General features: G+C 73.8%; 25 protein-coding genes. 12 read left to right on the forward strand and 13 right to left on the reverse strand.

Annotated elements, in window-relative coordinates:
- Nucleotide 1: 1 nt before the first annotated feature.
- Complete coding sequence (locus G5C62_RS00440) at nucleotides 2-1426, forward strand: FAD-binding oxidoreductase (protein ID WP_164699702.1); 1425 nt, start codon at nucleotides 2-4, stop codon at nucleotides 1424-1426.
- A 72-nt stretch (nucleotides 1427-1498) separates the two neighbouring features.
- Here G5C62_RS00440 and G5C62_RS00445 read toward each other — a convergent pair whose 3' ends face one another.
- Nucleotides 1499-2752 (reverse strand): serine hydrolase, encoded by a 1254-nt coding sequence (locus tag G5C62_RS00445; protein ID WP_164699703.1) that lies wholly within the window; start codon nucleotides 2750-2752, stop codon nucleotides 1499-1501.
- Nucleotides 2753-2838: 86 nt separating this feature from the next.
- Nucleotides 2839-4443 (reverse strand): D-alanyl-D-alanine carboxypeptidase/D-alanyl-D-alanine-endopeptidase, encoded by a 1605-nt coding sequence (dacB, locus tag G5C62_RS00450; RefSeq protein WP_164699704.1) that lies wholly within the window; start codon nucleotides 4441-4443, stop codon nucleotides 2839-2841.
- 143 nt (nucleotides 4444-4586) lie between these two features.
- Here dacB (G5C62_RS00450) and G5C62_RS00455 point away from each other — a divergent pair, with 143 nt between their 5' ends.
- The 3 genes from G5C62_RS00455 to G5C62_RS00465 are packed head-to-tail and all read left to right on the forward strand — an operon-like array spanning nucleotide 4587 to nucleotide 6978.
- A complete protein-coding gene (locus G5C62_RS00455) occupies nucleotides 4587-6110 on the forward strand; it encodes a histidine kinase (RefSeq protein WP_164699705.1) in 1524 nt (507 codons plus the stop codon).
- On the forward strand, nucleotides 6014-6343 hold the full coding sequence (locus G5C62_RS00460) for a sensor histidine kinase (protein ID WP_164699706.1): 330 nt from the start codon (nucleotides 6014-6016) through the stop codon (nucleotides 6341-6343). The genes G5C62_RS00455 and G5C62_RS00460 overlap by 97 nt, the downstream gene beginning before the upstream one ends.
- On the forward strand, nucleotides 6331-6978 hold the full coding sequence (locus tag G5C62_RS00465) for a response regulator transcription factor (RefSeq protein WP_164699707.1): 648 nt from the start codon (nucleotides 6331-6333) through the stop codon (nucleotides 6976-6978). The genes G5C62_RS00460 and G5C62_RS00465 overlap by 13 nt, the downstream gene beginning before the upstream one ends.
- On the opposite strand, the gene G5C62_RS00470 is transcribed toward G5C62_RS00465, so the two are convergent.
- The 3 genes from G5C62_RS00470 to G5C62_RS00480 form a co-directional block, all read right to left on the reverse strand.
- Nucleotides 6959-7726 carry a hypothetical protein gene (locus G5C62_RS00470; protein WP_164699708.1) on the reverse strand — a complete coding sequence of 256 codons (768 nt, stop codon included), beginning with the start codon at nucleotides 7724-7726 and terminating at the stop codon, nucleotides 6959-6961. The genes G5C62_RS00465 and G5C62_RS00470 overlap by 20 nt on opposite strands.
- A gap of 100 nt (nucleotides 7727-7826) precedes the next feature.
- Nucleotides 7827-9017: a cation:proton antiporter gene (locus tag G5C62_RS00475; protein WP_164699709.1), complete on the reverse strand. Its 1191-nt coding sequence runs from the start codon at nucleotides 9015-9017 to the stop codon at nucleotides 7827-7829.
- Nucleotides 9018-9527: 510 nt separating this feature from the next.
- The gene (locus G5C62_RS00480) at nucleotides 9528-10241 is read right to left on the reverse strand and encodes a hypothetical protein (protein ID WP_164699710.1); all 714 of its coding nucleotides are present in this window, start codon (nucleotides 10239-10241) and stop codon (nucleotides 9528-9530) included.
- Nucleotides 10242-10799: 558 nt separating this feature from the next.
- Between G5C62_RS00480 and G5C62_RS27280 the strand changes: the two genes are divergently transcribed.
- Nucleotides 10800-10973, forward strand: coding sequence for a DUF2252 family protein (locus tag G5C62_RS27280; protein ID WP_241175642.1), 174 nt, complete (start codon nucleotides 10800-10802; stop codon nucleotides 10971-10973).
- Between the two features lie 17 nt (nucleotides 10974-10990).
- Here the strand turns inward: G5C62_RS27280 and G5C62_RS00490 are convergent, their stop codons facing one another.
- The 4 genes from G5C62_RS00490 to G5C62_RS00510 form a co-directional block, all read right to left on the reverse strand.
- Entirely contained in the window at nucleotides 10991-11398 is a 408-nt protein-coding gene (locus G5C62_RS00490) for a hypothetical protein (protein ID WP_164699711.1), read from the reverse strand.
- Nucleotides 11398-11931 (reverse strand): plastocyanin/azurin family copper-binding protein, encoded by a 534-nt coding sequence (locus tag G5C62_RS00495; protein WP_164699712.1) that lies wholly within the window; start codon nucleotides 11929-11931, stop codon nucleotides 11398-11400. The genes G5C62_RS00490 and G5C62_RS00495 overlap by 1 nt, the downstream gene beginning before the upstream one ends.
- 192 nt (nucleotides 11932-12123) lie before the next feature.
- Nucleotides 12124-12843 carry a TPM domain-containing protein gene (locus G5C62_RS00500; protein ID WP_164699713.1) on the reverse strand — a complete coding sequence of 240 codons (720 nt, stop codon included), beginning with the start codon at nucleotides 12841-12843 and terminating at the stop codon, nucleotides 12124-12126.
- Between the two features lie 1180 nt (nucleotides 12844-14023).
- On the reverse strand, nucleotides 14024-15322 hold the full coding sequence (locus G5C62_RS00510) for an acyltransferase family protein (protein WP_241175643.1): 1299 nt from the start codon (nucleotides 15320-15322) through the stop codon (nucleotides 14024-14026).
- 635 nt (nucleotides 15323-15957) lie between these two features.
- Here G5C62_RS00510 and G5C62_RS00515 point away from each other — a divergent pair.
- The 3 genes from G5C62_RS00515 (at nucleotide 15958) to G5C62_RS00525 (ending at nucleotide 17810) form a co-directional block, all read left to right on the forward strand.
- Nucleotides 15958-16677 (forward strand): TPM domain-containing protein, encoded by a 720-nt coding sequence (locus G5C62_RS00515; RefSeq protein ID WP_164699713.1) that lies wholly within the window; start codon nucleotides 15958-15960, stop codon nucleotides 16675-16677.
- A 192-nt stretch (nucleotides 16678-16869) separates the two neighbouring features.
- Nucleotides 16870-17403 carry a plastocyanin/azurin family copper-binding protein gene (locus G5C62_RS00520; protein ID WP_164699712.1) on the forward strand — a complete coding sequence of 178 codons (534 nt, stop codon included), beginning with the start codon at nucleotides 16870-16872 and terminating at the stop codon, nucleotides 17401-17403.
- Nucleotides 17403-17810, forward strand: a complete 408-nt coding sequence (locus G5C62_RS00525; RefSeq protein WP_164699711.1) for a hypothetical protein — start codon at nucleotides 17403-17405, stop codon at nucleotides 17808-17810. The genes G5C62_RS00520 and G5C62_RS00525 overlap by 1 nt, the downstream gene beginning before the upstream one ends.
- Before the next feature lie 17 nt (nucleotides 17811-17827).
- On the opposite strand, the gene G5C62_RS27285 is transcribed toward G5C62_RS00525, so the two are convergent.
- Nucleotides 17828-18001, reverse strand: a complete 174-nt coding sequence (locus G5C62_RS27285; protein WP_241175642.1) for a DUF2252 family protein — start codon at nucleotides 17999-18001, stop codon at nucleotides 17828-17830.
- A gap of 558 nt (nucleotides 18002-18559) precedes the next feature.
- Between G5C62_RS27285 and G5C62_RS00535 the strand changes: the two genes are divergently transcribed.
- From G5C62_RS00535 to G5C62_RS00545, 3 genes are all read left to right on the forward strand, one after another.
- Nucleotides 18560-19273, forward strand: coding sequence for a hypothetical protein (locus G5C62_RS00535; RefSeq protein ID WP_164699710.1), 714 nt, complete (start codon nucleotides 18560-18562; stop codon nucleotides 19271-19273).
- A gap of 510 nt (nucleotides 19274-19783) precedes the next feature.
- Complete coding sequence (locus G5C62_RS00540; RefSeq protein ID WP_164699709.1) at nucleotides 19784-20974, forward strand: cation:proton antiporter; 1191 nt, start codon at nucleotides 19784-19786, stop codon at nucleotides 20972-20974.
- A gap of 100 nt (nucleotides 20975-21074) precedes the next feature.
- Nucleotides 21075-21842 (forward strand): hypothetical protein, encoded by a 768-nt coding sequence (locus G5C62_RS00545; protein WP_164699708.1) that lies wholly within the window; start codon nucleotides 21075-21077, stop codon nucleotides 21840-21842.
- Here the strand turns inward: G5C62_RS00545 and G5C62_RS00550 are convergent.
- The 3 genes from G5C62_RS00550 to G5C62_RS00560 are packed head-to-tail and all read right to left on the reverse strand — an operon-like array spanning nucleotide 21823 to nucleotide 24214.
- A complete protein-coding gene (locus tag G5C62_RS00550; RefSeq protein WP_164699707.1) occupies nucleotides 21823-22470 on the reverse strand; it encodes a response regulator transcription factor in 648 nt (215 codons plus the stop codon). The two genes, G5C62_RS00545 and G5C62_RS00550, sit on opposite strands and share 20 nt — an antisense overlap.
- Entirely contained in the window at nucleotides 22458-22787 is a 330-nt protein-coding gene (locus tag G5C62_RS00555) for a sensor histidine kinase (protein ID WP_164699706.1), read from the reverse strand. The genes G5C62_RS00550 and G5C62_RS00555 overlap by 13 nt, the downstream gene beginning before the upstream one ends.
- A complete protein-coding gene (locus G5C62_RS00560) occupies nucleotides 22691-24214 on the reverse strand; it encodes a histidine kinase (RefSeq protein ID WP_164699705.1) in 1524 nt (507 codons plus the stop codon). Before G5C62_RS00560 ends, G5C62_RS00555 begins: the two co-directional genes overlap by 97 nt.
- Before the next feature lie 143 nt (nucleotides 24215-24357).
- On the opposite strand from G5C62_RS00560, the gene dacB (G5C62_RS00565) reads away from it, so the two are divergent.
- Nucleotides 24358-25962 (forward strand): D-alanyl-D-alanine carboxypeptidase/D-alanyl-D-alanine-endopeptidase, encoded by a 1605-nt coding sequence (gene dacB, locus G5C62_RS00565; RefSeq protein WP_164699704.1) that lies wholly within the window; start codon nucleotides 24358-24360, stop codon nucleotides 25960-25962.
- Nucleotides 25963-25990 lie beyond the last annotated feature (28 nt).

Below are 25990 nucleotides of genomic sequence, written 5' to 3' on the forward strand. Positions count from 1 at the left end.
CATGACCAGCGCGGTGGGGGCAGGGCACGTCCAGGACCGGGTGGCCGCGGTGGGTGACCCGGCCGCCGCCGCACTGCGCGCCACCTTCGAGGGCGAGGTGCTCGTCCCGGCCGACGGCGGCTACGAGGAACACCGCCGCGTGTGGAACGGGTCGATCGACCGGCACCCAGCGGTCATCGCCCGCTGTGCCAGCGTGGCCGACGTCCGTGCCGCGGTGCGCTTCGGACGGGACCACCGGCTCACCATCGCCGTCCGGGCCGGTGGCCACAGCTTCCCCGGCCTGTCCACGTGCGACGGAGGCCTGCTGATCGACCTCCGGCCGATGAACGAGGTCCGGGTCGACCCGGCCGCGCGGGTCCTCGACGCCCAGGCCGGGGTCCTGCTGCGCGAGGTCGACGAGCGGACCCAGGAGCACGGCCTGGCCGTGCCGGCCGGGATCGTGTCGCACACCGGGCTGGCCGGGCTGACCCTGGGCGGCGGGATCGGCTGGATCATGCGCAAGTACGGACTGACCATCGACTCACTCCTCTCGGCGGACCTGGTGACCGCCGACGGCGACGTCGTCCGCGCCAGCGAGGACGAGAACGCCGAGCTGTTCTGGGGGCTGCGCGGGGGAGGCGGCAACTTCGGTGTGGTCACCGACTTCCGGTTCCGGCTCCACCCGGTCGGACCGCAGGTGATGGCCGGCGCGACCTTCTGGTCGATGGACGACGCCGAGGAGGTGCTCCGCGCACACCGGGACTGGATCACCGACTGCGCGGACGAGCTGATGACGATCGTGGTGCAGCGGCTCGCGCCCGCCCTCCCCGTCGTCCCGGCGGAGCTGGTCGGCCGGCCGGTGATCGCGGTGGCGGCGTGCTGGGCCGGTGACGTCGACGAAGGACGCGAGGTGCTGCAGCCGATGCGCGACGTCGGGTCACCGGTCCTCGACCTGTTCGCGCCGAAGCCGTTCCTGGCCCACCAGCAGATGTTCGACCCGTCGTTCCGCCACGGGTGCTCGTACTACGTCCGTTCCTGCGATGTCGACGTCCTGACCGACGAGGTGATCGACGTCGTGGCGGAGCACGGCCGGATGATCACCTCGCCGATGAGCAGCATCGCGTTGTGGCAGATGGGCGGCGCGGTCGCCCGGGTCGCCGACGACGCGACCGCGTTCACCGGACGCTCCTCCGGGTTCACCTTCAACATCAACGGCAACACCCCCACCGCGGACGGCTTCGAGGACCAGCGGCAGTGGGCCCGCGACTACTGGACGGCCCTGGCCCCGTTCCACACGGGCGTCTACGTCAACTTCCTGATGGAGGAGGGGAGCTCACGCGTCCGGCAGTCCTACGGCGACGCCACGTACCAGCGGCTCCGTGCCCTCAAGCAGGCGTACGACCCGTCCAACGTGTTCCGGCTCAACCAGAACATCCCCCCGGACTGAGCGGAGGCCGGCCGGTCCTGGCCGACGGGCCGCGACCCGGTGCACCTCCCCTCAGCCGGACCCGGGTGCCGATCAGTCGGCGTAGAGCTCGTCGATCACCGCCCTGGCGAGTTCGACGGCGGGGTCGTCGCCGTTGGGCGCGGGCGCGGTGGAGGTCCAGGTGACCACGGTGATGTCCCGGACCGGGTCGTGGCCCATGAAGGAGTTGGTCCCGGGCAGCTCGCCGGTGTGCCCGTACAGGGGCCCGAAGCGGGCGAGGGCGAGTCCGTAGCCGGCGCTGTCCGGGTCGTCCGGGTCGACCGGTTGCACGCTGTCGATCCGCTGCTGCTGCAGCTGCGGGCTGAGCAGGCACCCGTCGACCAGTTCCTCGACGTAGTCGGCGAGGTCGCGCGCGGTGGAGATCCCGGCGCCCGCTGTCCACCCCCAGGAGGGGTTGGCGGCGGTGACGTCCATCGGCTCGAGGGTGCCGGCGCGGGCTGCTGCCTGGACCTCCGGTGGGAGCACGGGGCTGTCGATGGTCTCCACGTTCGTGCCGAACGTGTACATCTGCGGGTGGGGTTCGGGGATCGAGGCGTCGGTCAGGGCCGGGAAGGAGGTCTCGTCCAGCCGCAGCGGGTCGAAGATCCGGTCCTGGAAGGCCTGCTCCACCGGTAGCCCGGTGAGCTGTTCGATGATCAGTCCCAGCAGCACGTAGTTGGTGTTGGAGTAGAGGAACCCCTCGCCCGGGGGGAAGACGGGCGGCATGGCCAGGCCGATGGCGAGCAGCTCCTCCGGGTCCCACACCCGGCCGGGGTTGCTGTCCAGCTGCTCGTTCAGTGCCAGGTCGGTGGTGTAGTTGGCCAGCCCGCTGCTCATGTCCAGCAGCTGGGCGATGGTGATGTGGTCCCCGTTGGGCACGTCCGGCCGGTACTCCGAGACGGGGTCGTCCAGGCTGAGCCGCCCCTCGTCGACCAGCTGCAGGACCACCGTCCCGGTCCAGGTCTTGGTGTTGCTGCCGATCCGGACGTGGTCGGCGAGCGTGACCGGCTCGGTGCCGTGCCAGGTCCGGGTGCCCATCGTGGTGGTCCAGTCGCCGAGCTCGGGGGACCGCACGAGGACGGCGGCGCCGGTGACCGCCAGGTCCCGCATGAGCCGGTCGAGCTCGGGCTGGACCGCCGCGGCGTACGCCGGGTCCTCCGCCTGCCACCACGCCCAGCGCGGTGACGCGTGCGCCTGGGTGGGGGTCACGACCAGCAACGCCACCGCCGTCGTCGTCGCGATCGAGGTGGCCAGTGCACCGGGTGACCGGTGGCGACGCGACCCGCACGAGCGCTCTGGAGCTGTCATGGTCGACCTTCCGGTGGGTGTCCGGTCCGGGGTGGACGGGTGGCTGTGGCGTGTGTCGGGGGGTGTGCCGGGGTGCACCGTCGGTGTCACAGCGCCTGCTGGAACGCGGCGGCGACGGCCGCCACGTCCTCGTTCGCCTGGTACAGACCGGTGGGCAGGTCGGCGTAGGTGGCCCCGCTCATGGACAGCGAGAACACCAGCCGCTCGCCCCGCTCGGTCGTGAGGTACCCGGCGAGGCTCTGCACCTTGTAGTAGATCCGGCCCGTGGTGGGGTCGACGTCGACGCTGGTCCCCGTCTTGGCCGCGACCTGGCCCGCGGCGGGACCGTCCTGACCGGTGCTCGCCAGCGTCCCGCTCACCCCGAGGACGGGCTGGCCGGCGGCGAGCTCCTCGCCCCAGGGCTGGGTCTGCGCCCACCTCATCCAGGTGACCATCTGCTCGGGGGTCGTCGAGGCCGGGTCGGCGCCCTGTCCGTCGAACAGCACCACGTCATCGGTGTCGACGCCGGCCAGGCCCAGCTGGGAGTGCACCGCGGCCAGCCCGTCGATGCAGTCCGTCGACCCGCCGTGCACCGCGAGCAGGCACATCAGGGCGTTGGCCCCGGTGTTGTAGCTGGTCTCCAGGATCATCCGGCCGAGGGCCGACAGCGGTGGGGAGGTCAGGGCGGCCACCCGCTGCTCGGCCGGGTACGGACCAGCGGGCGGCAAATCGGCCTGGTCGTTGGGTCCGACGGCGGGGAAGGTGACCGTGACCCCGGCGCGATCGAGCGCCTCGACGAACAGGGTGCGTGCCCAGGAGGCGGCGTCGGGGACCCGGTGGATGGTGAGCTGGGACTCCCCGGCCGCGATGGTGGCGCTGACCGTGACCGAGGTGGGGTCGCCCGGGTCGGCGGTGACGGTGAGCGACGTCGGTGTCGCCGCGTCGGTGGTGGTCACCGTGGACGCCACGGTGACGGCCTGGGTCTGCGGCCGGAGGTCGAGGACGGCGGGCTGGCCGATCCCGGCCGCCGTCACGGTGATGTCCAGGATGTTGTCGTTGACGTAGATCGACGGGGCCGGTCCCTCCTGGCCGTCGAAGGTCTCCCACAGCCGGGTGTCGATGACCACGTCCCCGGCGACCTCGGTGACGCCGGTGGCGGCGACCTGCCGGGCGAGGTCGTCCAGGCCGGCCAACGGGTCGTCGGGGACGAGGGCAGCGTTGGGGGCGATGTCGCCGTAGACGTGGTCGATCGTGTCGGCGGTGAACGTGTGGTCCACGCGGCCGCTCATGGCGCCACGACCGCCCATGGTGAGGTCGCCGGACGCCACCAGCACCAGGTCCCCGGCGACGACGCCACCGACCGGCTCGGCCGTCGCGTACACCGGCGTGGTGAGCGTGGTGTCGGTGCCCAGCGTCGCGTAGGCGGTGCCGACGGTGAAGTTCTTCGCCGTCGACGCGGTGAAGACGAACTCCCCGGCGCGGTCGGCCAGCACGACTCGACCCGTGTCCGCCTCGGCGACGGAGTAGAGCCACCGGGCCGTGTCGTACTCCGGCCCGGACATGATCGCGGCGGCGGCCGCGGGCAGCTCGCCGACCTGAGCTCGGATGCCGGGCTCCTCGTCCGGCCGGGCGGACGACCCGGCCGAGGAGGTGGACGCGACCAGCACGGCGGTCGACACGAGCAGGGGGAGGGCAGCCGCCCGGCGCTTCATGCAGGCGACCTTGGCGGCGTCGTGACCGCCGGGCAATGGACCTGGGTCGCCTGCCGACCTGGACCTGGGTACCGGTTGCCCACGGGCGTCACGGCCGGTGCGATCCCGCCCCGAGGGTGCCCCGCCGGTGCCATGCTGGCGCGATGGCGCCCGGGGGAGAGGTGCGGTCGTCGCTGGCGCGGGCGCTGACGCTGAGTCTCGCGCTGATCGGCACGTCCGGTGCCCTGGTCGCCGGCGTCGAGATCGCGCTGTTCGCCGACCAGCGCGTGGCCCCGTGGTGGCTGCTCGCGTCGTTCCCGGCCGGGGGGCTCGTCCACCTGGCGGCGGGTCTGGTGGCCTGGCGGCGCCGGCCGAGCAACCGGACCGGCCCGATCATGGTCATCGGTGGCCTGTCGTGGTTCGCGGCCGCGCTCGCCAACACCACGGCACCCGCCCTGGCGTCGGTGGGTGTCGTGCTGGCCACCACCCCGCTCGCCGTGACGGTGTGGCTGCTGCACGCCTTCCCGTCCGGCCGCCTCCGCTCGCGCACCTCGCGCCTCGCGGTGGTGGGGGCCTTCGTGGTCTCGCTCGTCCTCGAGGTCCCGCGCTACCTGTTCGACCCGGGCGCCAGCCCGGACGGGGTGCTCGCCGTCGGCCAGCGGGCGGACCTGCTCCAGGCCGGCACCTGGCTCCAGCGCGGCGCGGGCATGCTCGTCATGCTGGTGACCGCCGCGGTGCTCGTCGACCGGCTGCGCACCGCGGAGCCGGGCCACCGAGGGGTCCTGCTGCCGCTGTACGGCTACGGGACGCTGGCCGTCCTGGCGACACCGCTCGGTCCGCTGCTGGGTCCACCCGCCGGTCTCTCGGGCGCCCAGGTGGTCGGGCTGCAGATCGTCCTGCTGGCCGGGGTGCCCGTCGCCTTCGCGGCGGCCATGCTGCGCGGCGGGTTCGCGCGGACGGCCGAGGTCCAGGAGCTCAGTGCCTGGCTGGCGTCGTCGGCCGCCACGCCGGCGCTGCTCGCCGATGCCCTCGGGCGCACCCTCGGGGACGCGTCGTTGCAGGTCGTCTACGCATCGGCGGACGGGCGGGCCCTCGTGGACGGCGACGGTGCCACCGTCGACACCTCGGCGCTGGGGGAGCGCCGCGGCCTGGTCGACATCGAGCTCGGGTCGCGACGGATCGGCGCGATCGTCTACGCCGCGACGGTCGTCGACGACGCCGAGTCGGTCCGCCGGGTGGGGCAGGTGGCGGCCCTCGCCATCGACCACGACCGGTTGACCGCCGAGCTGAGGGCCAGCCACGCCGACCTGCAGCGATCGCGGGCCCGGCTCGTGGAGGCCGGTGACCGGGCGCGGCAGCGCATCGCCCAGGACCTGCACGACGGTCTGCAGGTGGAGCTCGTCCTGCTGGCGCTGGAGGCACAGCAGCTGGCGCGCGTCGAGGCGGCGGCCGATCTCCCCGACGCGGCGACGCACCTGCGGCTGGGCATCGACGGGGCCGCCCGGGACCTCCGGGGGATCGTCCACGCCCTGATGCCGGCCGCCCTCGTCGAGCGGGGCCTGACCGCGGCGATCGAGGACCTGCCGATCGCATGCCGCTGCCCACCCGGCTGGCGATGGGCGAGGTCGGGGGGCGTCTGCCGGCGACGGTCGAGCGGACGGCCTACTTCGTGGTCGCCGAGGCGCTGACCAACGCGGTCAAGCACGCCGCAGCCCAGACGCTGACCGTGACGCTCGAGCACGTGCCGAGGCGGCTGGTCATCGGCGTGACCGACGACGGCGTCGGCGGTGCGACCCAGCAGGCCGGTGCCGGGCTGCACGGGCTCGCCGATCGGGTCGACGCCCTCGGCGGCCGGTTCATCCTCCACAGCCCGGCCGGCGGAGGAACCCAGCTGCGGGTGGAGCTGCCGTGCGGGTCGTGATCGGTGAGGACGAGGCGCTGCTGCGGACCGGGCTCACGCACGTGCTGCAGGCGGCCGGGTTCGACGTCGTCGCCGCGGTCGGTGATGCACAGGAGCTGGTCCGCAGCGCGGAGGAGCACGTCCCCGACCTCGTCGTCACCGACATCCGGATGCCGCCCGATCACCAGGAGGCGGGGCTGCGGGCGGCGCTGGAGATCCGCCGAGCGCACCCCGGGATCGCCGTCCTCGTGCTGTCGCAGCACCTCCAGCGGGCCTACGCCGTCGAGCTGCTGGGCGACCGGGCCTCGGGCGTCGGGTACCTCCTGAAGCAGCGGATCGCCGACGTCGACACGTTCACCGACGACCTGCGCCGCCTCGCCGCCGGCGGCACCGTCCTCGACCCCGAGGTCGTGTGCCTCATGGTCGCCCGCGCCCGGGGGCAGCACGACGCGCTCGACCGGCTGACCCCGCGCCAGCAGCAGGTGCTGGCCCTGATGTCGGAGGGCCGGACCAACGCGTCGATCGCCCGCACCCTGTCGATCAGCGAGCGGGCGGTGGTCCAGCACACGTCGCACATCTACGACGAGCTCGACCTGGCGCTCAGCGACGACGACCACCGCCGGGTGCTGGCGGTGATCAGGTACCTCTCGTCGTGAACGGCGCACCGGGGCCTCGCGCCGCGGACGGCGGGACGGGCGGCACCGCGGCGAACAGGTCGACCAGCGCGTCCCAGTGGTTGCGCCGGCCCGGCGGGAACCGGCGACGCGAGCGGGCGGCGCGTCGGCTGCCCGGCCGGTACCGGCGGCGCGCCCAGGGGCTGGTCGGTCGCGCCAGGCGCACGGACGCGACGGCGGCGACGAGCGGCACGAACACGCCCACGACGCCCAGCACCACCCGGCCCTTCAGGATCGCGACGACCGCGAAGCAGAGGTTCACCAGGACGGTCAGGGTCAGGACGCCCTCACCGCCCGACCCGTCGGCGTCGAGCGGGTTCGCGCCGATGAGGAGCAGCACGCCGACGACGGCGGCGATCAGGACGGCGTCCACCGAACTGCGACCTTCCCGCGACCAGTACACGTCCTGCAGGTGCAGCCACAGCGCGAACTCGTCGAGGGTGAGCGCCGCCCCGGCACCGAAGAGGACGGCGAGCAGGTCACCCCACGCACCGGCCGGGCGGTAGGCGAACTCCACCGTCCCGGTGAGCAGCAGCAGGAAGATCCCGTACACCTCGTGGTGGACGTGCACGCCGCCCACGCTGGCGTCGCGGAAGGGGCCCCGGCCGCTGCGGATCGCGTGCGTGACGAACCGGGTCAGCAGGAAGGTCACCAGGAACCCGAGCACCAGCCATGCGACGAGTTCGCGTCGTCCGGTGAGGGCCGGCAGCAGCTCCGGTTCCCACGTCACGGGCGGGATCCTGCCCGCGCGCCGTCCGACCGCTCGCCGACGCCGTCTCGTCGCGGCGACGAACCACCACTCCGCACCGGCGGCCGGCAGGCGCTCCTGGTCACCGGGCCGGACCGACCGGATCGCCGGCCGGCTCGACCGGCCGGCGCCCCACCACCACGGCCAGGGCCGGCAGCACCAGCACGGTGACCACCCCGGCCCCGACCAGGGCGGCGGCGTCCACGGTGGTCATCGTGCCGCTGCGCACGGCGATCTCGGTGAGCGCGACCAGGACCGGCAGGGCGGTGGCGCTGACCAGGGCCGTCTGCCAGCGCTCGCGACGGGGGAGGACCCCGCGGTACACCAGCAGCACCGGCCCCCCGCGGACGACCAGCATCAGGACGAGGAACAGCAGCAGCCGCAGCGGCGCGGAGGCGATCGCGGCCAGGTCCAGGCCCATCCCCGAGTAGACGAAGAACAGTGGCACGAAGAACCCGTAGCCGACGGCGTCCAGCTTCGACTCCAGGACGGGCGCGGCGGTGCCCACCCACTGCCGCAGCACGAGGCCGGCGAGGAACGCACCGAGGACGGCGTCGAGGTGGAACCGGTCGGTGACCGCGACCAGCACGAGCAGCAACAGGATCGTGGCGCGCAGGGTGATCTGGGCGGTCTCGTGCTGACCGGCCCGGACGACGTCGGCCAGCCGGCTGCCCTCCCGGATCCCGTGCCGCAGCAACCCGAGCGCGACCGCGAGGACCGCGACGCCGAGCAGCGAGGCGAGTGCGGTGGCCCGCCCCTGGCTGCCCAGGAAGACCGCGATGATCAGCACCGGCAGCAGCTCGCCGACCCCGCCGGTCGCCAGCAGGTGCCGGCCCAGGCGACCGCGGAGCAGCCCGGCCTCACGGAGCACGGGCAGCAGCGTCCCCAGGGCCGTGGTGGTCAGCCCCAGGGCCACCGGGAGCAGCGCCTCGACGAGCCCCGCCGCGCGGAGCACCGCCACCACGGCGACGGCCAGGCCGAAGGAGGTCACCCACGAGGCGAGCGCGCGCCGGCCGGCGTCCTCGCGAAACAGGCGCAGGTCGATCTCGTAGCCGGCCAGCAGGAAGACGAACCCCAGGCCGACGTCGGCGAGCACCCGCACGTCCGCGGCCGACCCGAGGCCCAGGACGTCGGGGCCGAGGACGACGCCGCCGGCCAGCAGCAGCACCACCTGGGGAACGGGCAGCCGGGGCAGCAGCCCCACCAGCACGGCCGCGAGCAGGGCAACGGCGGCCACGGCGGCGAGCGTGTCGATCGACACGGTGTCGTCCACCGGCTCCTCCCCTCAGCTCCACGGCCGGGGCCGTGGTCCGCGCGGCCGATGGTGGCGGCTCGTCCACCTGAACGACAACCGGCCGCCCCGACAGCTCGCACACACGTTCGCCGGTACCACCGCCGCCTGGAGGCCGGCGATGGGCGGCTGCGCGGGTGCGGCCGCCGAGGCAGCTCAGCCTGGTACGTCCAGGTTCTCCCAGCAGCCCGGGAGGCCCTAACGTCCTGCACCGACCGCGTCCAGTCGGAGCGATGACGCGGCGCTCCTGCACCCGCCCGGGCCGACCCACGCCGCGGGTCCCGTGAGCGCGGGCCGGCTCCGGTGGTCCGGATCGGGGGACCCGCCCTCGGGCTGCCGGCCCCGTTCCCCAGCACCCCGCCGGCCAGAGTCGCGCACGGACGCGACCGGATCGGCGCCGAACCTCCATCCGGTGCGGACGCCGCCGACGCCGGCCCCCGACGGGACCGGCGCCGGCGGCCGACGGATGGACGAAGCCCCCTCAGGGCCGGGTCAGCGCAGCACGCCGCACGCCGCCGGATCGGTCGCCTCGGCCGGCAGCGAGGGGTCGAGTTCGCTGGCGCCGGCGGAGGCGAAGTCGTACCGGCCATTGTGGTTGTAGTCCACGCCGTGGATCACGACGACGCCCTCCCCGTCCCGGATGGCGTCGGCGATCTGCTTGGCAGTGCCGGTCCCGCCGGCCCCCGGGTAGCCGGTGCCGGCGACGTCGGTGAACTCGATCCTGTCCCGGCTGTAGTCCAGGTCGCCGTCCGCCGAGACCGGGAAGCGGCTCACCGCCAGCGCCGATGCCGGGCTCGTGTCGCCCGTCGTGGTCAGGGAGACGACGATCGGGCCGTACGCCGGCAGTCCGTCGACGGTGCTGAGCCGCGAGATGCCGGTGTCCCCACGGGTGTTGGTGGCATCGGCCATGGTCGGGCACTCGTTGCGCGCATCGTCGCCGTAGTGGATGTGCATGGCATGCGGCGCGTCCGGGCTCAGGCCGTGGGCCTGGACCTCGATCGAGCGGATCAGCTGGTTCCGCACGACCGCACTCGCGGTGCCCGTGGCGCCCGAGTCGTTGAGCTCGTGGAGCGAGGCGTCGAGCTGCACCGTCTTGGCCTGTCCGGGCGGGCTCGACGGGTGGGCGCTGGCGGCCGGGAGGCCGAGCAGCATGCTGCCCCCGAGCAGCCCGGCGGTGGTGGCGGTGATGAGCAGTCGCTGGTTCATGAGGAGCTCCCTGGTGGTGGTGTGGTGCCACAGGGCGTTCGCAGACCGGACTGCTGCGGATGGGAGAAATGCGATGCGGGTCACAGTAGGGCGACCGTGCCGGCGCGTTGCACCTCAGCGTGAGGAGATGCGGACGGGGATGGTGGTCGAGGTCGGTGCGGCCGGCACCTCTGGTGTGGTCCGGACCCCGCAGGAGGGCGCTCGGCGTGCCCGGCGGCCGGCTGTCGACGAGCTGGAGGTGTCCCGGGCCGGTGGCTCGGAGGAGCGTCAGCTGCTCGACCGGATGCTCGAGCAGGCGCGCAGGCCTGCTACGGGAGCACGTGCGTTGGCTGGCCGGGGAGCCGCTGCCGGCACGGTCGTTCGAGCGGTTGGACGTCTCGCGGCTGCACACCACGGTGGAGGACCGGTCGCTGCGGAAGGAGATCGGGCGCGCTTCGCGGCGGGCCCGCAAGCGGGTCAGCGACCGGGCGCTGCCGCGGTTCACCGAGGAGCGGGAGGACGGGCGGCGTCGACACGCTGCCCTCCCACTGGCGACGGGTCCTCAGCGGGTACACGGTCGTGGACGTCGGCCACAAGGTGGTCGGGGTGTGGAGCGTGGGGCCGCGTGCCTACGCGGCCCTGTTCGAGGGCAGCAGCCCGGACGACGTGGTGTTCCTGCAACTGAAGCAGGCCCGCCGGCGGCACCGTCCCGTCCACGCCCCCGGACCGCACTGCTGCGGCGTCCCTGCGTGAGGACCGAGGCGCGCCGGTCACCGCCTCCGGTGGAACGCCAGACTCGTGAGAGACACCAGCACGACGACCGCCGCCGCCTCGATCCAGAACGACTCCCACCACAGCAGCGCGCTGGTGGACTCCACGAAGCCGAACAGGCCCACGGTCGTGGACACGATGAGCGCGCCGAGGGAGCCGACGGCGAGCGCGGCCCCGGTCGCCGCGACCCAGGGGACCCAGCGGCGCGGTGCGACGACGAGCGCGAGAGCGCCCAGCAGCCCGAGCGCGGCGTTGACCAGGAAGGCCGGCCCGATGACCGGGATGCCGTTGTAGCCCTGCTGCCACAGGTGGGCGTGCACAGCGGCCATGGCGGCCAGGAGCAGGGCCCCGAGCGATCGGAGTGCCCAGATCAGCGTCTCGGAGCGCGGGGATGCCAGGGTGGTCATCACACGACCGTGACGGTGAGTTCCATGCCCATGCCCCGGTGGTTGCCCACGGAGCAGTAGAGGACGTACTCGCCCGGCGCCAGGTCCACCTCGATGGTCCCCGACTGCCCCGGCGACAGGATCTCGCTGGCAGCGACCTCGGAGCCGGCGGCGTCCTCGATCACCAGGTCATGGCTGGCGGAGCCGTCGTTGGCCACCTCGATCGTGTAGCTGCCCGCCGCCAGTTCCTCGTCGGGCAGTTCGATGCCGAAGTCGACCAGGGACGCCGAGAGGTCGCCGCCCACGGACGCCGGGGTCTCCGAGCCGGCGTCGGATCCCTCCGGGACCGCGGTCTCGGGCTGCTCGGCGACCGAGGTCTCGGGCTGCTCGGCGACCGCGGTGGTAGCCGCGCTGGCGGGCGCGTCGGAGTCGGCGGAGCAGGAGCTCAGCGCAGCGACGGTCACCGCCAGGGTGAGAGCCGCCGCCGGTCGAGCCACCCGACGGTGGAGGACGGCGCGCGCACTGGTGCTGCGGGAGGGGGAGGTGATGGGCACGGTGACTCCTCGGGTTGGCGCGCTCTCCCCGGAGGAAGGGCTGTCACACGGCCTTCGGCAGTCGAGGCCCTTCCGGTTCACGACCGAGACCGACGCGCAGGCGGCGCCCTGCGCCGACCTCGTGGAGCCGTCGGCAGGCGGGAGGTCAGGACCTGTCGGGCGTGGTGGCGAACGGCCCGGACGTGCGCGCGGCTACTGCGTCGACGTGCTCGAGGCGTTGCGACGGGAGAGGAGGTGCCCGCTCAGGAGCACGACCGCGAAGATGCCGATCACGACCAGCGTGGTCGTTCCCGACCACGGCAGCGTGCTCCCCGGCGTCTCGTCGCTCGTCGCCATGGTGGTGTCCGTCGCCGTGTCGGAGCCGGCCGCGGTCCCGGACCCGGCCGGTGTCTCCGAGACGGCCGCCGGCGTCTCCGAGCCCGCCGGCGTCTCGGAGCCCGTCGGCGTCTCGGCGAGGGACCGGAGCTGTTCGCTCAGCGTGACGACCGCCTGGGTCCAGTCCCGCGCCGCCAGCTCCGGGTCCACCTCACTGGCCAGCACGGCGTCGACCTCTGCCACGGGCAGCGGGAACCCCTCGGCCACCCACCACCCGTAGTCGTAGGTGCCCCCTCCGACGGCCACGGCGAGGAGGATGTCCGAGTCACCGAGTCCGGACAGCTCGGCGGTCCGTCGAGCCCATTCACCGGCCGGCACGGCGTCGAAGTCGGAGACGAAGACGGCGTGGAGACCGATGTCGCGTTCGGCCTCCAGCCGGTCCACGGCCTGCTGGACGACCTGTCGACCGGCCGCGCCGATCACGACGCTGTCATCCGTGAGCTGCCCCGACACCTGCCTCGGCGGGCCGGCCGACGCCGGTCCGGCAGCGAGGAGGACGAGCACCAGTGCACCGAGGACCGTCCATGTCCTGCGCATCCCACCATCTCCGAGGTCCATCGAGGTCGAGCTCCTGTCGGGGCGGCACGGTGTGCGCGGGATGCGCGGCCGTGGCGGTGGCCGTGGGCGGCCACGGCCGGCTCACCGCGTCCAGGGACGTGAGAGCCGATCGCGGGTCGGTCGACCCGTGCAGGGTTCGGCGTGACCGCCGCTTCTGGATGGGTCGTCGTCCTCACCGGACGGCCCCCGTACAGGGAACGTCCGGGCGCACGCCCCGGCGCCGGCTGACTGCACGCTCTCGCTACATCGAGATGCCTCACGGTGACGGAAGGTGAATCGGCCGGATCGGACATCCATCGTGTGACCGCTCTGCGAATGCCCTTCGTGCGCGGGACGACGACTCGGTCATGGCACCGAGTCGGGCACGCCCGGATGTGTGCGGGGAGTGAGCGGATGTCGTCTTCAGGTGACAACGGGACCAGCCGATGAGCGTCGACCGGGAGACCGCGTCCCAGCAGCAGAGTCCGGGATCGACGGTGACCGCGGCCCCGGCTGTGCGGGAGCCCGTCGGCGGCGTCCCGGGGCTCCCGCATGCGTGCGACCCGGTCCCGTCGGGCGACGTCTCCGGGAGGCCGTCGAGCACCGCGGACTCGCTGCGGTCGACGCCCCGACTGGTGGGCATCGACGCTGCCCGCGGCCTCGCCCTGGTCGGGATGATCGCGGTGCACCACTTCGAGTCGACCGATGCGGACGGGACGTCGTCCCTGGCCTGGACCCTGGCGGCAGGCAAGTCGGCGGCGCTGTTCGCCCTGCTGGCCGGGGTGGGCATCGCCTTCACCACGGGTGGCCGTCGACGACGGCCGACGGGACGGACGTGGAAGGCCCAGGCGGCGTCGCTGCTGGTCCGCGCCCTCATCATCGGCGCGGTGGGGCTGGCCCTCGGCCACCTGGTCCCGACGGACTCGGCCGGGGTGATCCTCCCGTACTACGCCGTCCTGTTCGTGCTGGCAGTCCCGCTGCTGTCCCTGTCCAGTCGTGCCCTGGTGGTGCTGGGCACGGTGATCGTGCTCGCCGTGCCCGGTCTCAGCCATCTGCTCCGGGCCGGCACGGAACCGGTGATCGTCCCCAACATGACCGTCACCGACCTGGTCGACCATCCCCTGCAGGTGCTGATCGAGCTCACCGTCACCGGCCAGTACCCGGCGCTGGCGTGGATGGCCTACCTGTGTGTCGGGCTCGCCGTCGGTCGCGCCGCGCTCTCCAGCCGGGCAGTCGTGGGGGCGGTGATCCTGGTCGGTGGCGCACTGGTCGCTGTCTCGATGGGCGTGTCATGGCTGCTGCTCGACGTCTTCGGCGGCCGCGCGCGGCTCGACCAGGTGGCCCTGCAGTCGATGACGCCGCAGGAGTACGCCGACGTCACGACGTCCGGGTGGAACGGGACGACCCCGACGGACACCGGCTGGTGGCTGGCCACGAGGGCGAACGCCACCAGCAGCGCGACCTGCACCAGGAAGCCGGTCGGTCCACCGGGGACGGCAGGCGCGCTGAGCATCACCAGGTGCATGCAGTAGAGGGTCAGCGTCATGCTCCCCGCGGCGGCCAGGGGCCGCAGCAGCGTGGTCGTCATGCGACCGAGCAGGATGCACGCCCCGAGCACCACCAGCGCGACGCCGATCGTGTACGCGAGGTCCAGCGACGTGCTGGAGTGCGGCGCCCTCGTGGCCAGCCACCAGCCGGTGTCCGTCGGGGTCGTCCCGTTCCACCCGGACGTCGTGACGTCGGCGTACTCCTGCGGCGTCATCGACTGCAGGGCCACCTGGTCGAGCCGCGCGCGGCCGCCGAAGACGTCGAGCAGCAGCCATGACACGCCCATCGAGACAGCGACCAGTGCGCCACCGACCAGGATCACCGCCCCCACGACTGCCCGGCTGGAGAGCGCGGCGCGACCGACGGCGAGCCCGACACACAGGTAGGCCATCCACGCCAGCGCCGGGTACTGGCCGGTGACGGTGAGCTCGATCAGCACCTGCAGGGGATGGTCGACCAGGTCGGTGACGGTCATGTTGGGGACGATCACCGGTTCCGTGCCGGCCCGGAGCAGATGGCTGAGACCGGGCACGGCGAGCACGATCACCGTGCCCAGCACCACCAGGGCACGACTGGACAGGGACAGCAGCGGGACTGCCAGCACGAACAGGACGGCGTAGTACGGGAGGATCACCCCGGCCGAGTCCGTCGGGACCAGGTGGCCGAGGGCCAGCCCCACCGCGCCGATGATGAGGGCGCGGACCAGCAGCGACGCCGCCTGGGCCTTCCACGTCCGTCCCGTCGGCCGTCGTCGACGGCCACCCGTGGTGAAGGCGATGCCCACCCCGGCCAGCAGGGCGAACAGCGCCGCCGACTTGCCTGCCGCCAGGGTCCAGGCCAGGGACGACGTCCCGTCCGCATCGGTCGACTCGAAGTGGTGCACCGCGATCATCCCGACCAGGGCGAGGCCGCGGGCAGCGTCGATGCCCACCAGTCGGGGCGTCGACCGCAGCGAGTCCGCGGTGCTCGACGGCCTCCCGGAGACGTCGCCCGACGGGACCGGGTCGCACGCATGCGGGAGCCCCGGGACGCCGCCGACGGGCTCCCGCACAGCCGGGGCCGCGGTCACCGTCGATCCCGGACTCTGCTGCTGGGACGCGGTCTCCCGGTCGACGCTCATCGGCTGGTCCCGTTGTCACCTGAAGACGACATCCGCTCACTCCCCGCACACATCCGGGCGTGCCCGACTCGGTGCCATGACCGAGTCGTCGTCCCGCGCACGAAGGGCATTCGCAGAGCGGTCACACGATGGATGTCCGATCCGGCCGATTCACCTTCCGTCACCGTGAGGCATCTCGATGTAGCGAGAGCGTGCAGTCAGCCGGCGCCGGGGCGTGCGCCCGGACGTTCCCTGTACGGGGGCCGTCCGGTGAGGACGACGACCCATCCAGAAGCGGCGGTCACGCCGAACCCTGCACGGGTCGACCGACCCGCGATCGGCTCTCACGTCCCTGGACGCGGTGAGCCGGCCGTGGCCGCCCACGGCCACCGCCACGGCCGCGCATCCCGCGCACACCGTGCCGCCCCGACAGGAGCTCGACCTCGATGGACCTCGGAGATGGTGGGATGCGCAGGACATGGACGGTCCTCGGTGCACTGGTGCTCGTCCTCCTCGCTGCCGGACCGGCGTCGGCCGGCCCGCCGAGGCAGGTGTCGGGGCAGCTCACGGATGACAGCGTCGTGATCGGCGCGGCCGGTCGACAGGTCGTCCAGCAGGCCGTGGACCGGCTGGAGGCCGAACGCGACATCGGTCTCCACGCCGTCTTCGTCTCCGACTTCGACGCCGTGCCGGCCGGTGAATGGGCTCGACGGACCGCCGAGCTGTCCGGACTCGGTGACTCGGACATCCTCCTCGCCGTGGCCGTCGGAGGGGGCACCTACGACTACGGGTGGTGGGTGGCCGAGGGGTTCCCGCTGCCCGTGGCAGAGGTCGACGCCGTGCTGGCCAGTGAGGTGGACCCGGAGCTGGCGGCGCGGGACTGGACCCAGGCGGTCGTCACGCTGAGCGAACAGCTCCGGTCCCTCGCCGAGACGCCGACGGGCTCCGAGACGCCGGCGGGCTCGGAGACGCCGGCGGCCGTCTCGGAGACACCGGCCGGGTCCGGGACCGCGGCCGGCTCCGACACGGCGACGGACACCACCATGGCGACGAGCGACGAGACGCCGGGGAGCACGCTGCCGTGGTCGGGAACGACCACGCTGGTCGTGATCGGCATCTTCGCGGTCGTGCTCCTGAGCGGGCACCTCCTCTCCCGTCGCAACGCCTCGAGCACGTCGACGCAGTAGCCGCGCGCACGTCCGGGCCGTTCGCCACCACGCCCGACAGGTCCTGACCTCCCGCCTGCCGACGGCTCCACGAGGTCGGCGCAGGGCGCCGCCTGCGCGTCGGTCTCGGTCGTGAACCGGAAGGGCCTCGACTGCCGAAGGCCGTGTGACAGCCCTTCCTCCGGGGAGAGCGCGCCAACCCGAGGAGTCACCGTGCCCATCACCTCCCCCTCCCGCAGCACCAGTGCGCGCGCCGTCCTCCACCGTCGGGTGGCTCGACCGGCGGCGGCTCTCACCCTGGCGGTGACCGTCGCTGCGCTGAGCTCCTGCTCCGCCGACTCCGACGCGCCCGCCAGCGCGGCTACCACCGCGGTCGCCGAGCAGCCCGAGACCTCGGTCGCCGAGCAGCCCGAGACCGCGGTCCCGGAGGGATCCGACGCCGGCTCGGAGACCCCGGCGTCCGTGGGCGGCGACCTCTCGGCGTCCCTGGTCGACTTCGGCATCGAACTGCCCGACGAGGAACTGGCGGCGGGCAGCTACACGATCGAGGTGGCCAACGACGGCTCCGCCAGCCATGACCTGGTGATCGAGGACGCCGCCGGCTCCGAGGTCGCTGCCAGCGAGATCCTGTCGCCGGGGCAGTCGGGGACCATCGAGGTGGACCTGGCGCCGGGCGAGTACGTCCTCTACTGCTCCGTGGGCAACCACCGGGGCATGGGCATGGAACTCACCGTCACGGTCGTGTGATGACCACCCTGGCATCCCCGCGCTCCGAGACGCTGATCTGGGCACTCCGATCGCTCGGGGCCCTGCTCCTGGCCGCCATGGCCGCTGTGCACGCCCACCTGTGGCAGCAGGGCTACAACGGCATCCCGGTCATCGGGCCGGCCTTCCTGGTCAACGCCGCGCTCGGGCTGCTGGGCGCTCTCGCGCTCGTCGTCGCACCGCGCCGCTGGGTCCCCTGGGTCGCGGCGACCGGGGCCGCGCTCGCCGTCGGCTCCCTCGGCGCGCTCATCGTGTCCACGACCGTGGGCCTGTTCGGCTTCGTGGAGTCCACCAGCGCGCTGCTGTGGTGGGAGTCGTTCTGGATCGAGGCGGCGGCGGTCGTCGTGCTGGTGTCTCTCACGAGTCTGGCGTTCCACCGGAGGCGGTGACCGGCGCGCCTCGGTCCTCACGCAGGGACGCCGCAGCAGTGCGGTCCGGGGGCGTGGACGGGACGGTGCCGCCGGCGGGCCTGCTTCAGTTGCAGGAACACCACGTCGTCCGGGCTGCTGCCCTCGAACAGGGCCGCGTAGGCACGCGGCCCCACGCTCCACACCCCGACCACCTTGTGGCCGACGTCCACGACCGTGTACCCGCTGAGGACCCGTCGCCAGTGGGAGGGCAGCGTGTCGACGCCGCCCGTCCTCCCGCTCCTCGGTGAACCGCGGCAGCGCCCGGTCGCTGACCCGCTTGCGGGCCCGCCGCGAAGCGCGCCCGATCTCCTTCCGCAGCGACCGGTCCTCCACCGTGGTGTGCAGCCGCGAGACGTCCAACCGCTCGAACGACCGTGCCGGCAGCGGCTCCCCGGCCAGCCAACGCACGTGCTCCCGTAGCAGGCCTGCGCGCCTGCTCGAGCATCCGGTCGAGCAGCTGACGCTCCTCCGAGCCACCGGCCCGGGACACCTCCAGCTCGTCGACAGCCGGCCGCCGGGCACGCCGAGCGCCCTCCTGCGGGGTCCGGACCACACCAGAGGTGCCGGCCGCACCGACCTCGACCACCATCCCCGTCCGCATCTCCTCACGCTGAGGTGCAACGCGCCGGCACGGTCGCCCTACTGTGACCCGCATCGCATTTCTCCCATCCGCAGCAGTCCGGTCTGCGAACGCCCTGTGGCACCACACCACCACCAGGGAGCTCCTCATGAACCAGCGACTGCTCATCACCGCCACCACCGCCGGGCTGCTCGGGGGCAGCATGCTGCTCGGCCTCCCGGCCGCCAGCGCCCACCCGTCGAGCCCGCCCGGACAGGCCAAGACGGTGCAGCTCGACGCCTCGCTCCACGAGCTCAACGACTCGGGCGCCACGGGCACCGCGAGTGCGGTCGTGCGGAACCAGCTGATCCGCTCGATCGAGGTCCAGGCCCACGGCCTGAGCCCGGACGCGCCGCATGCCATGCACATCCACTACGGCGACGATGCGCGCAACGAGTGCCCGACCATGGCCGATGCCACCAACACCCGTGGGGACACCGGCATCTCGCGGCTCAGCACCGTCGACGGACTGCCGGCGTACGGCCCGATCGTCGTCTCCCTGACCACGACGGGCGACACGAGCCCGGCATCGGCGCTGGCGGTGAGCCGCTTCCCGGTCTCGGCGGACGGCGACCTGGACTACAGCCGGGACAGGATCGAGTTCACCGACGTCGCCGGCACCGGCTACCCGGGGGCCGGCGGGACCGGCACTGCCAAGCAGATCGCCGACGCCATCCGGGACGGGGAGGGCGTCGTCGTGATCCACGGCGTGGACTACAACCACAATGGCCGGTACGACTTCGCCTCCGCCGGCGCCAGCGAACTCGACCCCTCGCTGCCGGCCGAGGCGACCGATCCGGCGGCGTGCGGCGTGCTGCGCTGACCCGGCCCTGAGGGGGCTTCGTCCATCCGTCGGCCGCCGGCGCCGGTCCCGTCGGGGGCCGGCGTCGGCGGCGTCCGCACCGGATGGAGGTTCGGCGCCGATCCGGTCGCGTCCGTGCGCGACTCTGGCCGGCGGGGTGCTGGGGAACGGGGCCGGCAGCCCGAGGGCGGGTCCCCCGATCCGGACCACCGGAGCCGGCCCGCGCTCACGGGACCCGCGGCGTGGGTCGGCCCGGGCGGGTGCAGGAGCGCCGCGTCATCGCTCCGACTGGACGCGGTCGGTGCAGGACGTTAGGGCCTCCCGGGCTGCTGGGAGAACCTGGACGTACCAGGCTGAGCTGCCTCGGCGGCCGCACCCGCGCAGCCGCCCATCGCCGGCCTCCAGGCGGCGGTGGTACCGGCGAACGTGTGTGCGAGCTGTCGGGGCGGCCGGTTGTCGTTCAGGTGGACGAGCCGCCACCATCGGCCGCGCGGACCACGGCCCCGGCCGTGGAGCTGAGGGGAGGAGCCGGTGGACGACACCGTGTCGATCGACACGCTCGCCGCCGTGGCCGCCGTTGCCCTGCTCGCGGCCGTGCTGGTGGGGCTGCTGCCCCGGCTGCCCGTTCCCCAGGTGGTGCTGCTGCTGGCCGGCGGCGTCGTCCTCGGCCCCGACGTCCTGGGCCTCGGGTCGGCCGCGGACGTGCGGGTGCTCGCCGACGTCGGCCTGGGGTTCGTCTTCCTGCTGGCCGGCTACGAGATCGACCTGCGCCTGTTTCGCGAGGACGCCGGCCGGCGCGCGCTCGCCTCGTGGGTGACCTCCTTCGGCCTGGCCGTCGCCGTGGTGGCGGTGCTCCGCGCGGCGGGGCTCGTCGAGGCGCTGCTCCCGGTGGCCCTGGGGCTGACCACCACGGCCCTGGGGACGCTGCTGCCCGTGCTCCGTGAGGCCGGGCTGCTCCGCGGTCGCCTGGGCCGGCACCTGCTGGCGACCGGCGGGGTCGGCGAGCTGCTGCCGGTGCTGATCATCGCGGTCTTCCTGGGCAGCCAGGGGCGGGCCACCGCACTCGCCTCGCTGCTCGGCGTCGCGGTCCTCGCGGTCGCGCTCGGGTTGCTGCGGCACGGGATCCGGGAGGGCAGCCGGCTGGCCGACGTCGTCCGGGCCGGTCAGCACGAGACCGCCCAGATCACCCTGCGCGCCACGATCCTGTTGCTGCTCGTGCTGGTCGCGGTCACCGACCGGTTCCACCTCGACGCCGTCCTCGGTGCGTTCCTCGCCGGCCTCGTGCTGCGGCAGTGGGTGGGCACCGCCGCGCCCGTCCTGGAGTCGAAGCTGGACGCCGTCGGCTACGGGTTCTTCGTGCCACTGTTCTTCGTCTACTCGGGGATGGGCCTGGACCTGGCCGCGATCGCCTCCGCGCCGCTGCGGCTGCTGCTGTTCCTCGTCCTGATGCTGGTCGTCCGCGGGGGGCCGGTGCTGCTGGTGTACCGCGGGGTCCTCCCCCGTCGCGAGCGCTGGCAGACGGCCCTGGTCAGCGCCACCGCCCTGCCGGTCCTGGTCGCGCTCACCGAGATCGCCGTGCGCAGCGGCACGATGACCACCGTGGACGCCGCCGCCCTGGTCGGGGCCGGGGTGGTCACCGTGCTGGTGCTGCCGGCCCTGGCCGTGGTGGTGGGGCGCCGGCCGGTCGAGCCGGCCGGCGATCCGGTCGGTCCGGCCCGGTGACCAGGAGCGCCTGCCGGCCGCCGGTGCGGAGTGGTGGTTCGTCGCCGCGACGAGACGGCGTCGGCGAGCGGTCGGACGGCGCGCGGGCAGGATCCCGCCCGTGACGTGGGAACCGGAGCTGCTGCCGGCCCTCACCGGACGACGCGAACTCGTCGCATGGCTGGTGCTCGGGTTCCTGGTGACCTTCCTGCTGACCCGGTTCGTCACGCACGCGATCCGCAGCGGCCGGGGCCCCTTCCGCGACGCCAGCGTGGGCGGCGTGCACGTCCACCACGAGGTGTACGGGATCTTCCTGCTGCTGCTCACCGGGACGGTGGAGTTCGCCTACCGCCCGGCCGGTGCGTGGGGTGACCTGCTCGCCGTCCTCTTCGGTGCCGGGGCGGCGCTCACCCTCGACGAGTTCGCGCTGTGGCTGCACCTGCAGGACGTGTACTGGTCGCGGGAAGGTCGCAGTTCGGTGGACGCCGTCCTGATCGCCGCCGTCGTCGGCGTGCTGCTCCTCATCGGCGCGAACCCGCTCGACGCCGACGGGTCGGGCGGTGAGGGCGTCCTGACCCTGACCGTCCTGGTGAACCTCTGCTTCGCGGTCGTCGCGATCCTGAAGGGCCGGGTGGTGCTGGGCGTCGTGGGCGTGTTCGTGCCGCTCGTCGCCGCCGTCGCGTCCGTGCGCCTGGCGCGACCGACCAGCCCCTGGGCGCGCCGCCGGTACCGGCCGGGCAGCCGACGCGCCGCCCGCTCGCGTCGCCGGTTCCCGCCGGGCCGGCGCAACCACTGGGACGCGCTGGTCGACCTGTTCGCCGCGGTGCCGCCCGTCCCGCCGTCCGCGGCGCGAGGCCCCGGTGCGCCGTTCACGACGAGAGGTACCTGATCACCGCCAGCACCCGGCGGTGGTCGTCGTCGCTGAGCGCCAGGTCGAGCTCGTCGTAGATGTGCGACGTGTGCTGGACCACCGCCCGCTCGCTGATCGACAGGGTGCGGGCGATCGACGCGTTGGTCCGGCCCTCCGACATCAGGGCCAGCACCTGCTGCTGGCGCGGGGTCAGCCGGTCGAGCGCGTCGTGCTGCCCCCGGGCGCGGGCGACCATGAGGCACACGACCTCGGGGTCGAGGACGGTGCCGCCGGCGGCGAGGCGGCGCAGGTCGTCGGTGAACGTGTCGACGTCGGCGATCCGCTGCTTCAGGAGGTACCCGACGCCCGAGGCCCGGTCGCCCAGCAGCTCGACGGCGTAGGCCCGCTGGAGGTGCTGCGACAGCACGAGGACGGCGATCCCGGGGTGCGCTCGGCGGATCTCCAGCGCCGCCCGCAGCCCCGCCTCCTGGTGATCGGGCGGCATCCGGATGTCGGTGACGACGAGGTCGGGGACGTGCTCCTCCGCGCTGCGGACCAGCTCCTGTGCATCACCGACCGCGGCGACGACGTCGAACCCGGCCGCCTGCAGCACGTGCGTGAGCCCGGTCCGCAGCAGCGCCTCGTCCTCACCGATCACGACCCGCACGGCAGCTCCACCCGCAGCTGGGTTCCTCCGCCGGCCGGGCTGTGGAGGATGAACCGGCCGCCGAGGGCGTCGACCCGATCGGCGAGCCCGTGCAGCCCGGCACCGGCCTGCTGGGTCGCACCGCCGACGCCGTCGTCGGTCACGCCGATGACCAGCCGCCTCGGCACGTGCTCGAGCGTCACGGTCAGCGTCTGGGCTGCGGCGTGCTTGACCGCGTTGGTCAGCGCCTCGGCGACCACGAAGTAGGCCGTCCGCTCGACCGTCGCCGGCAGACGCCCCCCGACCTCGCCCATCGCCAGCCGGGTGGGCAGCGGCATGCGATCGGCAGGTCCTCGATCGCCGCGGTCAGGCCCCGCTCGACGAGGGCGGCCGGCATCAGGGCGTGGACGATCCCCCGGAGGTCCCGGGCGGCCCCGTCGATGCCCAGCCGCAGGTGCGTCGCCGCGTCGGGGAGATCGGCCGCCGCCTCGACGCGCGCCAGCTGCTGTGCCTCCAGCGCCAGCAGGACGAGCTCCACCTGCAGACCGTCGTGCAGGTCCTGGGCGATGCGCTGCCGCGCCCGGTCACCGGCCTCCACGAGCCGGGCCCGCGATCGCTGCAGGTCGGCGTGGCTGGCCCTCAGCTCGGCGGTCAACCGGTCGTGGTCGATGGCGAGGGCCGCCACCTGCCCCACCCGGCGGACCGACTCGGCGTCGTCGACGACCGTCGCGGCGTAGACGATCGCGCCGATCCGTCGCGACCCGAGCTCGATGTCGACCAGGCCGCGGCGCTCCCCCAGCGCCGAGGTGTCGACGGTGGCACCGTCGCCGTCCACGAGGGCCCGCCCGTCCGCCGATGCGTAGACGACCTGCAACGACGCGTCCCCGAGGGTGCGCCCGAGGGCATCGGCGAGCAGCGCCGGCGTGGCGGCCGACGACGCCAGCCAGGCACTGAGCTCCTGGACCTCGGCCGTCCGCGCGAACCCGCCGCGCAGCATGGCCGCCGCGAAGGCGACGGGCACCCCGGCCAGCAGGACGATCTGCAGCCCGACCACCTGGGCGCCCGAGAGACCGGCGGGTGGACCCAGCAGCGGACCGAGCGGTGTCGCCAGGACGGCCAGCGTCCCGTAGCCGTACAGCGGCAGCAGGACCCCTCGGTGGCCCGGCTCCGCGGTGCGCAGCCGGTCGACGAGCACCGCGGCGGTCACCAGCATGACGAGCATGCCCGCGCCGCGCTGGAGCCAGGTGCCGGCCTGGAGCAGGTCCGCCCGCTGGCCGACGGCGAGCACCCCGTCCGGGCTGGCGCCCGGGTCGAACAGGTAGCGCGGGACCTCGAGGACGAGCGAGACCACGAAGGCCCCCACCACCGCGAGGCGCGAGGTGCGCGAGCGGAGGCGGCCGGACGGGAAGGCGTGCAGCAGCCACACCGTCACGGCGAGCGGGGTGGTGGCCAGCACGACACCCACCGACGCCAGGGCGGGTGCCGTGGTGTTGGCGAGCGCGGCCGCGAACCACGACAGGCCACCGATGACCATGATCGGGCCGGTCCGGTTGCTCGGCCGGCGCCGCCAGGCCACCAGACCCGCCGCCAGGTGGACGAGCCCCCCGGCCGGGAACGACGCGAGCAGCCACCACGGGGCCACGCGCTGGTCGGCGAACAGCGCGATCTCGACGCCGGCGACCAGGGCACCGGACGTGCCGATCAGCGCGAGACTCAGCGTCAGCGCCCGCGCCAGCGACGACCGCACCTCTCCCCCGGGCGCCATCGCGCCAGCATGGCACCGGCGGGGCACCCTCGGGGCGGGATCGCACCGGCCGTGACGCCCGTGGGCAACCGGTACCCAGGTCCAGGTCGGCAGGCGACCCAGGTCCATTGCCCGGCGGTCACGACGCCGCCAAGGTCGCCTGCATGAAGCGCCGGGCGGCTGCCCTCCCCCTGCTCGTGTCGACCGCCGTGCTGGTCGCGTCCACCTCCTCGGCCGGGTCGTCCGCCCGGCCGGACGAGGAGCCCGGCATCCGAGCTCAGGTCGGCGAGCTGCCCGCGGCCGCCGCCGCGATCATGTCCGGGCCGGAGTACGACACGGCCCGGTGGCTCTACTCCGTCGCCGAGGCGGACACGGGTCGAGTCGTGCTGGCCGACCGCGCCGGGGAGTTCGTCTTCACCGCGTCGACGGCGAAGAACTTCACCGTCGGCACCGCCTACGCGACGCTGGGCACCGACACCACGCTCACCACGCCGGTGTACGCGACGGCCGAGCCGGTCGGTGGCGTCGTCGCCGGGGACCTGGTGCTGGTGGCGTCCGGCGACCTCACCATGGGCGGTCGTGGCGCCATGAGCGGCCGCGTGGACCACACGTTCACCGCCGACACGATCGACCACGTCTACGGCGACATCGCCCCCAACGCTGCCCTCGTCCCCGACGACCCGTTGGCCGGCCTGGACGACCTCGCCCGGCAGGTCGCCGCCACCGGCGTCACCGAGGTCGCCGGGGACGTGGTCATCGACACCCGGCTGTGGGAGACCTTCGACGGCCAGGAGGGACCGGCCCCGTCGATCTACGTCAACGACAACATCCTGGACATCACCGTGACGGCGGCCGGGATCGGCCAGCCCGCCGTCCTCGACCTCCGGCCGCAGACCCAGGCCGTCACCGTGGCGTCCACGGTGACCACCACCGACGCGGCGACACCGACGTCGCTCACCGTCACCGCCGACCCGGGCGACCCCACCTCGGTCACGGTCAGCGCCACCATCGCGGCCGGGGAGTCCCAGCTCACCATCCACCGGGTCCCCGACGCCGCCTCCTGGGCACGCACCCTGTTCGTCGAGGCGCTCGATCGCGCCGGGGTCACGGTCACCTTCCCCGCCGTCGGACCCAACGACCAGGCCGATTTGCCGCCCGCTGGTCCGTACCCGGCCGAGCAGCGGGTGGCCGCCCTGACCTCCCCACCGCTGTCGGCCCTCGGCCGGATGATCCTGGAGACCAGCTACAACACCGGGGCCAACGCCCTGATGTGCCTGCTCGCGGTGCACGGCGGGTCGACGGACTGCATCGACGGGCTGGCCGCGGTGCACTCCCAGCTGGGCCTGGCCGGCGTCGACACCGATGACGTGGTGCTGTTCGACGGACAGGGCGCCGACCCGGCCTCGACGACCCCCGAGCAGATGGTCACCTGGATGAGGTGGGCGCAGACCCAGCCCTGGGGCGAGGAGCTCGCCGCCGGCCAGCCCGTCCTCGGGGTGAGCGGGACGCTGGCGAGCACCGGTCAGGACGGTCCCGCCGCGGGCCAGGTCGCGGCCAAGACGGGGACCAGCGTCGACGTCGACCCCACCACGGGCCGGATCTACTACAAGGTGCAGAGCCTCGCCGGGTACCTCACGACCGAGCGGGGCGAGCGGCTGGTGTTCTCGCTGTCCATGAGCGGGGCCACCTACGCCGACCTGCCCACCGGTCTGTACCAGGCGAACGAGGACGTGGCGGCCGTCGCCGCCGCGTTCCAGCAGGCGCTGTGACACCGACGGTGCACCCCGGCACACCCCC

The organism is Modestobacter sp. KNN46-3, from assembly GCF_011039295.1.